Below are 14,430 nucleotides of genomic sequence, written 5' to 3'. Positions count from 1 at the left end.
AACCGAATTACAAGTTTTATTTTTTGCTCAACTACTGAACAATTGCTCAATAATAGAATCATAGCCAGATTTAGTTGCCAGATGAGAAGTCAGAAAGCAATTGAAACATATGTTTATAAGTTGAAAAAAGGAACTCAAAGATGACGACTGCAACCTACAATTTCTCTAATAAAACAATCTTGATCACTGGGGGCGCTGGAGACATTGGACGAGCAACTGCCCATCGGTTTGCTGCCAATCAAGCAAACATCGTCCTACTTGATCTCAATGCGACAAAAATGGCAGAAGTCGCCACCGAACTAAAACACTACAACACCAAAATCACAACCCTGACCTGCAATGTCACTGACCCAGACAATGTTCGTCAGGCGTTTGCGGCAGCGATAGAACAGTTTGGACAACTAGACTATGTGTTCAACAATGCAGGCTATCAGGGCGTGTTTGCCAAGACCGATGAGTATCCCGATGCTGACTTTCAAAAGGTGGTTGACATTAACATCATTGGGGTCTACTACGTGCTCAAAACTGCGGCACAGTGCTTGAAAGAAACGGGTGGAGGAGCGATCGTTAATACTGCAAGCTATGCCGGAGTGGTTGGCCCGCCCAACATGCTGGCTTATGGAGCTTCAAAGTTTGCTGTGATCGGCATGACGCAAACAGCCGCCAAAGATCTTGCGCCTCATCACATTCGCGTCAATGCCATCTCACCTGCGCTGATTGGCCCTGGCTATATGTGGACTCGCCAAGCAGAGTTGCAGGCGGCTACCAATTCGCAGTACTTTGATCCTGACCCCAAAGTGGTAGAACAGCAGATGATTGCCTCTGTACCAATGCGCCGACTAGGAAGCCTGGAAGAAGTCGCCAATGGCGTTGCCTTTTTGATGAGTCAGGAGGCTAGTTATATCACAGGCTTTAATCTGGAGATCACAGGGGGAATATCGTAAGTTTGCTCAAACGCCTTCAAAGATGAGCTAATTGAATCTTTGAGCAATAAATCAGCCTTTGGGCGTATATTTAACAAAGAACAAGGTAGCTCCTGTTGATAGAGCCTCACTTTGGAAAATGTTGTTGGAAGGTGAACAATGCGAGAGTCGTCCGATCGCTACGATCGTAAGTTAGATCTTGCGGCTCATGCTGCCTGGCTCTACTACATTGGGGAAAACACCCAGGAACAGATCGCTACCAAGCTAAACGTTTCTCGACAGATGGCACAGCGATTAGTTGCTCTGGCCGTTAGCGAAAAACTCATCAAGTTTCGGCTTGATCATCCGTTGAGTGAGTGTATTGCGCTGGCGGAGGCGATTCGAGATCAGTTTGGGCTGTTGGTGTGTGAAGTTGTCCCCAGTGACGGGGCGATCGACACCTTCAACGGGATTGCGGTCTGTGCGGCGACTCATTTAGAAGCTTATCTAGTGGCCAAAACACCAACGATTCTGGCTTTCTCAACGGGGCGGACGCTGCGATCGATGGTTGAGCAAATTCCCCCGATGAACCAACCTCAGCATAAGATTGTCTCGATTTTGGGCAATATGTCCCACGCGGGGCGGGCGGGCCGTCATGAGGTGGTGATTCACTTATCCGATCGGGTGGGTTCTCAGGCTTACCCTGTCCCGACTCCAGTTGTTGCGACCAACCTAAAAGAGCGAGATCTGTTACAAACGCAGCACTCATTTCTCACGGTAAAGCGATTAGCCGAGCAAGCAAAAGCGACCTTTGTCGGGGTGGGTCAGATTGTCTGGAATGCGCCGCTTCATCAAGATGGATTTATCAATGATGCAGAAGTCACCGAACTGATTGAATTGGGCGCAGTCGGAGAAATCGCGGGCTGGGCCTACGATCGCAACGGAACTCTAATCTGCGGTGGCACCAATAGTCGAGTGGCTGGAGTTCCTTTAGAACAACCGACTCAACGGCTGGTAATTGGGGTTGCGGGAGGCGCAAAAAAGTCTGAGTCGATTCTCGCGGCTCTCCACGGCAAGCTGATTAGTGGATTAATTACTGACGATAGTGCAGCACAAGCCATTCTTGCCAGTTCTTAAATTTGGCATTGCGGAATCTGAATATCGCAATTCTAAATGAGTCATGAACAGATTTTTGTCGCTCCGTTCCAGTCGGTTTCAGCCCCCTAAATCCCCCAGTCTGGGGGACTTTGAAACTGGGGAATGTCTCTTGAAATCTAGGAAGTCTCTCGGCTCAAAGTTCCCAAAGTTGGGGGATTTAGGGGGCACGATCAATGCTGTATTTCACGAGTGACTTGGGATTGCTATCGCAATTCTAAATCTGTTGTAAGAATCTTCAAATAGCGGGTTGCTAGTCATTAGTTCTTAGCCATTGGTTTATACCTAACCACTAATCACGAATCGCCGAATTCTCACAACTCAAACAGCATAGTCATGCGATCGTTGAGTTTGAAAGCCCCCAGCATTAGGGAATTGGGTAGCGAGTTTGTACTATTGTTGAGCAACCCCAAAAATCGCGCTCAAACCTGCAAACCGTAATTGCTCAGTGTGGCTGCCCAATTTGTGGTAGATCAAACTATGACTCTCAATTCTGATTTGTGTTTATGAAATCAAATTTTGCTCGAACCTGGGTTTTGTTGGTTTTTACGATTTTATTGTCAGCTTGTAGTACAGCTTCGACGAGCAATTCTGGGAGCAATTCGGGCGGCAATTCTAGCGGAATCCCGATCGGAGTTGCTGTCGCTCAAACCAGTAATGTCGCCCTGTTGGGGCAAGAACAAGTGGCAGGAGCAAAAATTGCTGAGAAGTACTTCAACGATAAAGGCGGCGTGAATGGCACCCCGATTCGGCTGGTGTTTCAGGATACGGCGGGGGACGAAGCGGGCGCTATCAATGCGTTTCAGACGCTGTTGACAAGAGATAAAGTGGTCGCAATTGTCGGCCCTACGCTGTCTCAACAGGCCTTTAGTGCTGATCCGATCGCCGATCGAGCCAAAGTTCCGGTTTTGGGGCCCTCGAATACGGCAAAGGGCATTCCGCAGATTGGGGAGTTTGTCTCACGGGTGTCGGCTCCGGTTTCGATCGTGGCACCCAATTCAGTCAGAGCGGCTCTAAAAATCAATCCGCAGATCAAACGAGTGGCGGTATTTTATGCTCAAAATGATGCTTTTAGTAAGTCAGAAACTGAGATCTTTCAGCAGACGGTCAAAGACCAAAAGTTAGAGTTGGTTACGGTGCAAAAGTTTCAGACGGCGGACACCGATTTTCAGTCTCAAGCCACTGCGGGCATCAACGCAAAGCCTGACCTGGTAATCGTTTCTGGACTGGCGGCCGACGGTGGTAATCTGGTGCGTCAACTGCGAGAATTGGGCTACAAAGGTCTGATTATTGGCGGCAATGGTCTTAACACATCGAATATCTTGCCTGTCTGTAAGGCGCTCTGTGATGGCATTTTGATTGCCCAGGCTTATAGTCCAGAGCATCCCGGTGAGGTGAATAAAGCCTTTCGATCGGCGTATCAAGCCCAGTTTAAAAAAGAACCGCCCCAGTTTAGCGCTCAAGCCTTTACAGCAATTCAGGTCTATGTGGAGGCCTTGAAAACGATCGACGCTCAAACCAAAGTTTCTCAAAAGGCGCTTCCTGATCTGCGGGTCGCTCTCAACCAAACGCTGCTCAAAGGACAGTACGAAACGCCGATCGGAGCCATTTCTTTTACGCCAGAGGGAGACATTGTGCAAAAAGAATTCTACGTTGCTCAAATTAAGATGGATGCTGATGGCAACAACGGCAAGTTTGCATTTTTGAAGTAGCCCTTTCTGGCGCTTAGTTGGTTGACTGACAAAACTTTTTGCTTGGCGGTTAAAACCGCAGCTACGAGAACAAAATCCGCCTTCGCGGATTAACAAACCTTTAGAGAGGTCTAGTCTGCGAAGGCAGACTTTGTTCTTTTAGGCGCGAATTCTATTCGCCAGCCTCAACGTTTCGATTTCAAACCGGAACGATCGCATTTCAAACCGGAACATTTCGATTTCAAACCGGAACGATCGCATTTCAAACCGGAACATTTCGATTTCAAACCGGAACGATCGTGTTCTGAACAAGAAAATTTCAGGTTTGAAGCAGATTGACGGACAAAATTCTTAGAGCGCTGCTGCTGCGTTACCCTTTTAGAGTGAGTTTAGCGATGACGCTCCGCGAGGTTCTACGAAGCCAGGAGAGATTTGTCCGTCAATCAGGTTAGAGGACAACTGCAATTCGTGGAGGTTGCAATCCTTTAAAATTCTGAAAGACTGCCCCTTCAATAGGCCACACCATGAAAGCGATCGCGATTCAAAATTCCTTTGGGTTAGACGCGCTGCAAGTTGTCGATCGACCCACTCCCCAACCTGCTCCTGACCAAGTGCTGCTGCGTCTCAAGGCTGCCTCGCTCAACTATCGCGATTTGATGGTCGTTCAGGGTCGCTACAATCCCAAACAAGCGTTGCCGTTGATTCCGCTGTCGGATGGAGTCGGTGAAGTGGTAGCGATCGGGGAGCAAGTAACTCAAGTCAAAGTCGGCGATCGGGTTGCCAGTACCTTTTTTCAGCAATGGCGATCGGGCGCTCCTACTAAGGCAGGGTTGCGATCGACGCTGGGAAGTCCTGGAGATGGGCTGTTAGCAGAATATGGAGTGCTGCCTCAAGCCGGAGTGATTGCGGTGCCTGATCATCTTTCAGATCTCGAAGCGGCGACGCTTCCTTGTGCGGCTGTGACGGCATGGAATGCTCTGATGAGAAGCGGTCTAAAGGCGGGAGATACGGTATTGCTGCAAGGGACGGGCGGCGTATCTATCTTTGCGTTGCAGTTTGCCAAACTTGCGGGGGCACGAATTATTTTGACCTCTAGCAGCGACGAGAAGTTAGCTAGAGCGCGTCAACTGGGTGCCCATGAGGGAATCAACTACAAAACAACGCCCAACTGGGATGCAGAAGTGTATCGGCTGACAAATGGCGAAGGGGTCGATCATATAGTCGAAGTTGGAGGAGCCGGGACGTTACCCAAATCGCTGCAAGCCGCCAAAATTGGAGGAAACATTAGCTTGATCGGAGTGCTATCAGGAGCAGACTTAGGCACAAATTTGCGGCCGATTTTCACTAAAAGTATTCAAGTTAGAGGAATTTATGTTGGTTCGTGGGAGATGTTTGCAGAGATGAATCGAGCGATCGCGCTACACAAAATTCGTCCAGTTGTCGATCGGGTCTTTCCCTTTACCGAAGCTCGTGAAGCATTGCAGTATCTAGAAAGTGGCGCACACTTCGGCAAGATTTGCTTGCAATTTTAACGTGAATCCAATTGAGTCTCTCACCACAATTTTTTAGCTAGAAACAGTCTCCAAATTCCCGCCCGTAAGGAACTTTGAACCAGAACGCTCATTCTAAAGTCTGCCAAAATTGCGAAGTTGGGGGCAAAAGCGCCAAACAACAAAGTGAAAGAACTTGACCGAATGTACATCAGTTCTAGCAACACAAAGTTGATTTCTTAAAGAAGCCTGATGAAATCTTTTACTGCACGCTTTCCGATTCGTCGATCGTCGCCAACAAATTCCTAAACTTAATCCATCTAAAATCATCCATCAAGGTGAGGATATAAATCTCTAGCGTTTCACTAGCGGTACGATTTCCATCCCAAAAGCTTGTTGAATTGGATTCGCTTTATTGACGTATCCCATAAGAATGAGATTCGCCTCGATATGATGTCTCGATCGGGTGATGTTTTGTTGTTTTGAACATTTTTACACTGAGCAGAAACAAAGACATCATTTTGTTGTTCGTCGTAGTGTCCCCTTAAAGGACAACTTGGTAATGACATCTTCTTGAGTAAAAGTGATTCATTCCTGTTCTCTAAAGGTTCTTTGTAGCGTTTGATTTACTATTGTGCCAAAAGTCGTGTCAAAAGATACTCCCCTCCTGAATGTCTCGTCAAAGCGCCCTTCTCACCAGGCGAAAGAGTTTCTCGATCGTTCACAAAATAGCCCTCATCTATCCATGCAAGTACCTCGTCGTCACCATTCAAAGGTTTTAGCCTGTGGCGTTGCTCTGGGCTGGCTTGCTACAAACTTATTGGCTCAAGCTCAAGCCGCCGATCTGTCGATCGGAAATGGAGGCGTGCAATTTAATCGAGAAACCACGATCGAGTCCGACTTTGTAGAATCTCATGGGGCCTATCAGTCTACATTTGGCGTGATCAATCTGGAAACCAACGAGAAAACTCCGCTCTTGATCGAGGTCAAACCTGCCGACAGTCCTGCTCCGGTAGAGCGACCCTCGACTCGAGTTAACGACTTCAACACAGAGCGCGACTTTTTGGGCACAGCACAAGCAACCGTGATCAAACCGCTGGGCCGCCTCACCTTTCGACCCAATACTCGATACGTGTTCTATCTAGAGTCGAGTTTTAACGGTCGCCCCACCGGGACGGTCTACTCCGAAGACACGATGAACCCCAACAAAGAGCGTCAGGTCACTTTTACGGGCAATCCGACTAATCTTTGTGCAGACGGTGGCATGATTCTCGCGTGGGATGATACCGGGTCAGCCCTTGTCAGAACGAGAGCGCAACAAGATCGTGACTTTGACGACTTTATTGTGCGAATGCGAGATACAGCCTGTGGTGGAAGTGCGTTGCCGCCTCCGGTTCCATCTGCCGAAACGCCTCCCGGTGCAGGAATTCCGCCTGTGACAGGGCAAGTGCCTCCAGCGGGGGGGACGACTCCTCCAATTACGGGCGGCGGTGCGCCTCCTTTTCCAGGAACGGCTGTCGGGTTAGGTCTGCTGGGTGTGGGGGCTGGGGTGGCGCTTTTGACAGGCGGTGACGACGACGACAACAATGACTCTAATCCTCCACAAACGATCGCTCCTCCCGGTCAACCACTGTTTCCGCCTCCGACGATCGGGCCTCCGACCACTCCCGAAGGCGAACCCATTCCTGAACCCTTGACGATTTTAGGATCTGGAACAGCGATCGGAATTGCTGCTCTAATGCAAAAAAGAAGAGCGCGCCAGCGTCAGAAGAAATCAAATAAATAGCTTCAGTCGATCGTGAATTGACCCGCCGATCGCCGAACTTTGACTCCCTTCAAAGTCCCCTACTCGTGGGGGATTTAGGGGGCAGAAGCCTACTGAAACAGAGCAACCAATGTCTCTTGTCTAACGTCTTCAGTCTCTCAAACTGCCGCGCCATAAGGGATACCAATTATCCCAGGCCGCCTCTAATTGCTCAGGTGACGCTGTAGAAGGAATCGATAACGTTGCCCAGAGACACTGCCGATCGCGCAAAGCAGCCTGACCCAGTAACCAGGGAAGCGATCGCTTGGATAAAACTTCAACCCGATTTTGATTTTGAATAAACTGGCGATCGCTCACCGTACTTTCACCATAAACGGGAATACAGGCACTCAGATGGGTGCGGTTTTGTCGGCTAAACAACGCATAAAAACCGTTGCGCTGACGAATCGTTAACAGCGGTTGGGTAGAGGTGAGAGAACTTTCTTCGATCGCAGACGGCACATGGGTATAAGAGTTGACAAAATAGCGCATCTCAATGGTGAGGGGTACTCCATTTTGAGCATATTGATACGCACGACCTGCGATCGTTTGCTCGGTGACGGGTGAGGTCAAACCGGGACTTTGGGGATTGACAATCAAGGGATAGCTGGCGAGAAATTGCCAACCCGGAAGTGTGACTTTGGCGGGCAGCGCGATCGTGGCAACCGTATCAACTTCTTGGGCAGGCGCTACGATCGTTTTTCCCAATACACACAAAGCGCTGGTCAATGTGGCCGCCAGCAGTCCAATTCTAAATTTCTTCTGCATCCGCTTCGATTTCCCACTCTGTCTCAAACGGTAAAAAATAACAAAAAACTCCCAGTAATATGACCGCGATGATTGAGAAGATCTGCGACCCTGCACCAATATGCCAATAGTCAAAGGCAGGGCGATTAGAATTTGCAAATAATACTGCCATGATTGCGACTCGAATACCGTTTACCACGAATCCAATCAACACAGCAATTAATGGAATCAACAGCTTTGAAATCAGACGACTGGGAAATACAACCAAAAACAGGAACGTCAGCGTTAATAACTGCAAAATTAACTGAGAACCCGAACAGCCTTCATAAACTTCTACAACACCCGTCGGCAGCACAATATTAACTCCCTGCTGCATGACCGGATAGCCCAAATACCAGAGAACGCTAGTCGCAAACTCGGCCGTCAAAGGAGAAAGGTCGATCGTAGACAACAAACTCGTCGATGGAATCGCAACAAACCCCAAAATCAACAACTCTCGCCAATACTGTCTAACGCCAAACCCAGAAGCCAACAACGCTAACCCCAACGCTGAAACAAACGGCGAGAAACGCAAAAAGGCATCATATTCCACCACAGCAGCACTTCTGATCAACACCCAGACGATCAGCAAAAGTCCCACACTGGTCGCCGCTGTTCCACTTTCCAATCTCAAACTAGAACGGTGACGCCACACCAAAAACCACACCGCCACCCAGCACAAAAAACTCGGCTCGATTAGCTCTTTGTGACCACTGCGCCACGCAAGCTGTAACTGAAGGACGGTCAGAGTGGCCGCGATTCCAAGTAGCCAAAATTTAGCGTTTTTGAGCAGATTCACGATCGTCCTCAAACTCACAGGATCTAACCCTATGAAGTTTTTTAAGGTTTGTCGTGTTTCTGAAGAGAGATTATTTGGGAGAGATTATTTGGGTAGAAACTCAGCGGCAAGCAGATGGTTTTGAATTGCGAAGACGGCGGCCTGGTTGCGATCGCGGACATCTAACTTATGCAAAATCGCGTGGACGTGAACCCGCACCGTGCCAGGTGAGATAACCAAAATTTCAGCAATCTCTTGATTTGATTTCCCAACTGCGACGAATCCGAGGATTTCTTGCTCTCGCCGGGTCAGAGGATTGCTCGCAACGGTCGGTATTGTGTAGCCCGCATCCTGTTGAAAGACGGCTTGAATCTCGGTTGTGGCCGTCTGATCCCACCACGAAGCGCCTGCGGCTACCGATCGCACTGCCAAAATCAATTTCTCAGCGGCGAGTCCCTTTAAGCAGTAGCCATGTGCGCCAGCCGTAATCAATCGAGCAATCAAATCCTTTTCGGAGCGAGACGTTAGCACCAAAATTGGCAATTGAGGCTGCTGCTGTTTGATTTGACGACAGGCTTCGATGCCGCCAATTCCTGGCAAGCCAACATCTAATAATACAAGGTCAATCTTTTGCGATCGGGTCAACTCAACCGCCGTCTCTCCATCTTCTGCCTCGGCGACAATTTCCAATCCATTCTCTTGTTGTAGCCGCATTCGCAACCCCAGACGAAACAACTCATCATCCTCAGCCAGCAAAATTTGCACCATAACCCAAGCAACAAGACGGTTAGCAATGATCGAGTAGCCCACCCAGCTATCTCGACTTGCCCAATCATCTCACGACTCAATTAAGACAGCTATAGCGTGAATGTAAGTTCCTTTGAAAGCGTCTTAACCTGCTAAGGCAGGGTTTGTTCTGTTAGCCGCATTGCCGAATGCACTTGCGAAGCGAACTGTACTCGCCAGCCCCTTTAAGTTCACACCCATCATTCACACCTATAATACAATTCATCCTCTACACACTCCAGTCTCATGACAGACGCTTATTCTCAACCGAGTCGCGAATGGTGGGCCCAGCGCTGGATTGATGTACTCGAATCCTTTGGGTGGACTCGTCGATTAGCTCGCGCCCGCACCTACGCCAGAGAAGGAAACGTTTTGGGGATTGACTTCCAGGGCGCAAAAGTGTCTGCCAACGTGCAGGGGACGGCCCCAGAACCCTACAAAGTTTCTCTCTCTCTCGACCCGTTTAGCGATGAACAATGGAGCTATGTGGTTGAGTCGATGGCAGAACGGGCAATCTTCTCGGCAAAGCTGCTGGCTGGAGAAATGCCCCAAAATATTGAAGAAGTCTTCACTGCAAATGGGCTGAGTTTGTTTCCATTTAATAAATTTGATATTCACAGTCGCTGTTCTTGCCCTGATCCTGCCAATCCCTGTAAGCATATTGGAGCCGTTTACTACCTGCTGGGCGATCGCTTTAGTGAAGATCCGTTTGTTCTGTTTCAGCTACGCGGCCGCACCAAAGAGCAAATTATCGAAGCCTTACGTCAAATTCGCGGCATGGGGAGTGATCCCATTGCGATCGAGCCGTCAGACACACCAACCCTTCGAGCAGCGACCCCTCTGAACCTCGATCGCTTTTGGCAATACCACGAACAACTCGAACCTTCTCTGATCGTGATTACGCCTCCGCCCACCAGCGAGACGGTGTTGACCGTTTTGGGAACAATTCCCCTCAAGTCTGATCCGCCTAATCAAGCTTCGACTAAAACTGCAATGGAGTATCTCACGACGGTTTATGAGACGGTCAGCCAAAAAGCGGTGCAAATTGCCATGACGACAGACGACGAGGAATAGAATCTTGAGAGAATTCTGCCCACCGCCTTTGTTAGAGAGGTAGCGCCTCTGCCGCGATGACCAAGGGCTTTAATAAAAAAGGCAAGCTTGCTCAGAATTGGCTAAATTGACAGCAACCCTGACGAAACCTGCCCTCACAAAATTTTGTGTCTGATATTAGTCGTCTAAACTTAATCTAAGATTTAGGAGTCCGTTTGGCTCTGGTTTTTCCTCCTGTGGCGGGCTTCTTCTGAACGATCGACAAATAGCGCTTCAGCGTTGAGGCGCTAATGGAAATTCCACTGTCATTAAGAATTTTGGTAAGTTCTTCATAACTGTAGCCTTTGTTCAGAGAGGCTCGTAGGGAGTCTTGCAGTTCCTCGATCGCATCACGTAGAGGAACCTCTGTTTTTTCGCGCTCTGGCAAATCGGCTAACAGTGCGCCAACTTGATCGATTTCTGTTGTTTCAACTTTAATCGCTGCGTTCGATCTTCTACTTTTTGCGACCACCATAATTTGACTGACTGATGTGACATAACAGTTTCATTCTAATCAATGAATCATGTTTTATCCGTTTAAAAGCTGGTTAACTTACCAATTCTGTTTTTGTCGCTGCCCGTATCCATCTTTGTTGTCAAGGTTAGTAAAAAATCATTGCTCTGTCATGATCAATCGGGAACAGTTTGCATCTCCAGACAGACGTATTTCAGCTTGTGAGATTACAACAATGACACTATAGTTCAGATTCGTATAGGGAAAGCGTGACTATGACGATCGGCGTTTGGGTTTTGGGGGATCAGCTTTGGGCAGGGCAGTCGGCGCTAAAAAGCTGCGATCGTCCAGAGCGGGTAATTTTCATTGAATCGCTCAACCACGGTCAAGAATTGCCTTATCATTTGCAAAAATTGGTGTTGGTCTGGTCAGCAATGCGCCATTTTGCTCAAGAACTGCGCGAAACAGGCTGGGATGTCACCTACAAAACCTCTGTAGACTTCAAAACGCCGCTTTTAGCCTGGATTGAGCAGCATCAGATTACAGAATTGCGGGTGATGACTCCTACCGATCGCCCGTTCGCCAATCTCATTCAACAGCTTGATCTGCCCTGTGAAGTGACGCTGACCCCCAGCAATCGATTTATCTGGCAAGATCAGGACTTTCTCGATTGGGCAAAATCGCGCAAACGGCTAATTATGGAGGATTTTTATCGCGAGGGACGGCGCAGATTCAACGTATTGATGGAGGGGGATCAGCCGATCGGCGGTCGATGGAACTTTGACAAAGAAAACCGCAAGCCACCCAAAGGAAAACTCAATTTACCCGAAGCGATTTGGTTTGAGCCAGATGCCATCACTCAAGAAGTGATCGATTGGGTTAAGCAGTCTCCTGAGCTAAAAGAGAGCCAAAACTATTGGTCGATCGAGCCGTTTCGTTGGGGCGTGACTCGTAAGCAAGCGCTTCAAGTGCTGGAGTTTTTTATTCAAACTCGCTTGTCGGCTTTTGGCCCTTATCAAGATGCAATGGTCACAGGAGAACAAACCATGTGGCACGCGATGCTGTCTCCTTATCTAAACATTGGATTGCTGCATCCTTTGGAAGTTTTGGAAGCCGCAGAGAAAGCATTTTATCAAAATCAAGATGTCTGGGAATTGAACAGCATCGAAGGATTTGTGCGGCAAATTCTAGGCTGGCGAGAATACATGCATGGCATCTATCTGCACATGGGAGAAGATTACCCAAGCCGCAATTTCTTCAATCATAATCAGCCTTTACCTGCCTTTTATTGGACGGGCGAAACGAAGATGAATTGTCTCCATCAAGTCATCAATCAGGTCAAAGAAATTGGCTACGCGCATCACATTCAGAGATTGATGGTGTTGAGCAATTTTGCGATGATTGCCGGGATTTCTCCTCAAGAAGTGCAGGATTGGTTTCACACTGCTTTTATCGATGGCTACGATTGGGTCATGCAGACCAATGTAATCGGAATGGGCCAGTTTGCCGACGGCGGGATGATGGCCTCTAAGCCTTACGCTGCTTCTGCAAACTACATTAATAATATGAGCGACTACTGTAAAAAATGCAGCTACGATCGCCGCGATCGCACCGGGGAAAACGCCTGCCCCTTCAACTTCTTTTACTGGGACTTTCTCGATCGTCACCATGACAAGCTCAAGCACAACAACCGCATGGGGCAAATCCTTTTTAATCTAACCAAGCTGTCAGATGAAGAACGAGAATTAATTCGTCAAAAAGCCGACCAATGGCGCAGAGAGCATCAACAAACTGAATATCGTCTGCCTTCCACACCTTAAGAGATGAATCTTGATCACCTGCGACATCGCTATCTACAATTAACCAATCAAACGCTTCCAGAACTCGCCAAAACCCGACAATTTCCTGTAAAGTTTAACCATTGTTTTCAGCGCATTGTGTTAGATAATCTGCTGGGTTGCTGTTGGTATGAAGTTCTTAAGCAAGGCAAAGAGCCAGCCTACAAACAACTCACTCAAAAACAGTTGGAAGGAGCGATCGCTCTTGCTGAATCGATCATTTCTCAACCCGACGAATACCTTCAACAACTCAATCAAAACAGCTTAAAATGGCGAGGCAAAATTAAAAACCCCAAGTCATCACCACAAGACTCAGGGTTTAGCTAGACGCATTTTAGAAAGAGGAGATATCAAGAACGCCACCCGGACGCGCTTTGTATACTTATAAGTTAACAATCCTAAACTGTGAAAGTCCTGTTCTGAAGAGTGAACTCCTGATGAGTCTACAGACGGAAAACAATCTTGATCAAATCTCTCCCCGTGTAGACAACTTGTTACTTTGCTGGAGATGGTTGCTCTAAGACACGATCGTTCAACACTTTCAATTCTTCATTCAATTGTCGCTGACGTTGGATCAACGCCTCAAAATCTGCTCTCGTTGCCAAGCCTTCTCGATTAATTTGGATCAAACGATCGACGCGATCGAGACAAGCATTCATTCCAGCAGCAAACTCATTCCGAGTCAGGGGACGATCGCCCCGATAAGTGCCATCCGGGTAGCCGCTCAGACAGCCTGATTCAGGTTTGGGCAAGTTTTGTGCAGAGGCTCCCAACGGATTGAAAAGGGTGACGATCGCCACCAAAATTGAGCTATGCAGTAGATTCTTCATCTCAAATTCCCTCACCTTTTTTGCCATCTGTTTTGCCATTGTATCGAGGGATTTGAGCGATCGTCGTCTACTCCAGATGCAAATATCGAGTCATCACGCTCATCAGCTTGCCACTATTGATTTCAGGCTCCGGGTTGCTCCATTCATGAATCTGAGCAAACTCGTGTGCATACAGCGTGTGAATCACATTGGTAATGCCCCGACGAGACCCCACAATGATAATTCTGACCGTCTCACGATCGCGCTGACGAATGGGGGAAGGAATGCGATCGTCAATAAATTCTTCAGCCATATGATTTACCTTAGATGTGGTTGATATGGACAACATGTCACGTCGTGGTCTGATCAGACAACATTTACTGCCGGATCATCCTCTGACACGATGAAGTGCATGGGAAGGGCAAGTCAGGCGCTAAAGAAAGTATTAGCAACTTACAACATCAGTCAAAATCGGCTGGCAGTTGCTCTAGGAATCGATCGTTCTGCTGTATTCAAATGGTTTCATGAGCAGAGAGAACCGACTTCAGACACGATCGTAGAAATTGTTAAAGCTCTCAAAGCAATGAATCCTACCGCAGCAAAAGAATTTGTCAGGCTTTACTTAGGCGAGATTGTGGAAGATGAAGAAGAGTGATGGTTTTGAAGAGGGGATGCTCTTCATCTCAAGGGGACGATCGCTCAAGTTTTTGCAGTTATAATCTCATATTTTAATTTGGCGATCGTAACTCCCACGAAGATGAATGTGGTTCCGCCTATTATCTTTACTATATCAAGGTAAGTTGAGAGGGTGATGCACGAGTCATTCTCTCGCTTCGTTTGAAGTC

The 14,430-nt window shown here is 48.0% G+C and carries 14 protein-coding genes and 1 pseudogene; 9 read left to right on the top strand and 6 right to left on the bottom strand.

Annotated features, from left to right (window positions below; genetic code table 11):
- The first annotated feature begins 140 nt into the window (after nt 1-140).
- The 5 genes from ACKFKH_RS24140 to ACKFKH_RS24120 all read left to right on the top strand — a co-directional run bounded on the left by ACKFKH_RS24140 (nt 141) and on the right by ACKFKH_RS24120 (nt 7,024).
- A complete protein-coding gene (locus tag ACKFKH_RS24140) occupies nt 141-944 on the top strand; it encodes an SDR family NAD(P)-dependent oxidoreductase (RefSeq protein ID WP_446860918.1) in 804 nt (267 codons plus the stop codon).
- A 138-nt stretch (nt 945-1,082) separates the two neighbouring features.
- A complete protein-coding gene (locus ACKFKH_RS24135; protein ID WP_446860917.1) occupies nt 1,083-2,039 on the top strand; it encodes a sugar-binding transcriptional regulator in 957 nt (318 codons plus the stop codon).
- Between the two features lie 524 nt (nt 2,040-2,563).
- Nucleotides 2,564-3,769, top strand: a complete 1,206-nt coding sequence (locus ACKFKH_RS24130; protein ID WP_446860916.1) for an ABC transporter substrate-binding protein — start codon at nt 2,564-2,566, stop codon at nt 3,767-3,769.
- Nucleotides 3,770-4,272: 503 nt separating this feature from the next.
- Nucleotides 4,273-5,280 (top strand): zinc-dependent alcohol dehydrogenase family protein, encoded by a 1,008-nt coding sequence (locus ACKFKH_RS24125; RefSeq protein ID WP_446860915.1) that lies wholly within the window; start codon nt 4,273-4,275, stop codon nt 5,278-5,280.
- A gap of 703 nt (nt 5,281-5,983) precedes the next feature.
- Entirely contained in the window at nt 5,984-7,024 is a 1,041-nt protein-coding gene (locus ACKFKH_RS24120) for a PEP-CTERM sorting domain-containing protein (protein ID WP_446860914.1), read from the top strand.
- Between the two features lie 129 nt (nt 7,025-7,153).
- Here ACKFKH_RS24120 and ACKFKH_RS24115 read toward each other — a convergent pair whose 3' ends face one another.
- From ACKFKH_RS24115 to ACKFKH_RS24105, 3 genes are all read right to left on the bottom strand, one after another.
- Nucleotides 7,154-7,810, bottom strand: coding sequence for a cyanoexosortase A system-associated protein (locus tag ACKFKH_RS24115; RefSeq protein WP_446860913.1), 657 nt, complete (start codon nt 7,808-7,810; stop codon nt 7,154-7,156).
- Nucleotides 7,794-8,627 carry a cyanoexosortase A gene (gene crtA / locus ACKFKH_RS24110; RefSeq protein ID WP_446860912.1) on the bottom strand — a complete coding sequence of 278 codons (834 nt, stop codon included), beginning with the start codon at nt 8,625-8,627 and terminating at the stop codon, nt 7,794-7,796. The genes ACKFKH_RS24115 and crtA overlap by 17 nt, the downstream gene beginning before the upstream one ends.
- 84 nt (nt 8,628-8,711) lie before the next feature.
- Complete coding sequence (locus tag ACKFKH_RS24105) at nt 8,712-9,416, bottom strand: response regulator transcription factor (RefSeq protein ID WP_446860911.1); 705 nt, start codon at nt 9,414-9,416, stop codon at nt 8,712-8,714.
- 222 nt (nt 9,417-9,638) lie between these two features.
- On the opposite strand from ACKFKH_RS24105, the gene ACKFKH_RS24100 reads away from it, so the two are divergent.
- Complete coding sequence (locus ACKFKH_RS24100; protein ID WP_446860910.1) at nt 9,639-10,466, top strand: SWIM zinc finger family protein; 828 nt, start codon at nt 9,639-9,641, stop codon at nt 10,464-10,466.
- 175 nt (nt 10,467-10,641) lie between these two features.
- On the opposite strand, the gene ACKFKH_RS24095 is transcribed toward ACKFKH_RS24100, so the two are convergent.
- Nucleotides 10,642-10,959, bottom strand: a complete 318-nt coding sequence (locus ACKFKH_RS24095; protein ID WP_446860909.1) for a hypothetical protein — start codon at nt 10,957-10,959, stop codon at nt 10,642-10,644.
- Nucleotides 10,960-11,213: 254 nt separating this feature from the next.
- On the opposite strand from ACKFKH_RS24095, the gene ACKFKH_RS24090 reads away from it, so the two are divergent.
- A complete protein-coding gene (locus tag ACKFKH_RS24090; protein ID WP_446860908.1) occupies nt 11,214-12,758 on the top strand; it encodes a cryptochrome/photolyase family protein in 1,545 nt (514 codons plus the stop codon).
- Between the two features lie 3 nt (nt 12,759-12,761).
- A complete protein-coding gene (locus ACKFKH_RS24085; RefSeq protein WP_446860907.1) occupies nt 12,762-13,103 on the top strand; it encodes a hypothetical protein in 342 nt (113 codons plus the stop codon).
- A gap of 295 nt (nt 13,104-13,398) precedes the next feature.
- On the opposite strand, the pseudogene ACKFKH_RS24080 reads toward ACKFKH_RS24085, so the two are convergent.
- A pseudogene (locus ACKFKH_RS24080) lies at nt 13,399-13,510 on the bottom strand (S-layer homology domain-containing protein); the annotation flags it as partial.
- A 163-nt stretch (nt 13,511-13,673) separates the two neighbouring features.
- Nucleotides 13,674-13,898, bottom strand: a complete 225-nt coding sequence (locus tag ACKFKH_RS24075; RefSeq protein ID WP_446860906.1) for a hypothetical protein — start codon at nt 13,896-13,898, stop codon at nt 13,674-13,676.
- 90 nt (nt 13,899-13,988) lie between these two features.
- On the opposite strand from ACKFKH_RS24075, the gene ACKFKH_RS24070 reads away from it, so the two are divergent.
- Nucleotides 13,989-14,240 (top strand): helix-turn-helix domain-containing protein, encoded by a 252-nt coding sequence (locus ACKFKH_RS24070; RefSeq protein WP_446860905.1) that lies wholly within the window; start codon nt 13,989-13,991, stop codon nt 14,238-14,240.
- Nucleotides 14,241-14,430: the final 190 nt, after the last annotated feature.

The organism is Phormidesmis sp. 146-20 (genome assembly GCF_052939475.1).
This window is presented reverse-complemented; position numbering and strand designations above follow the sequence as displayed.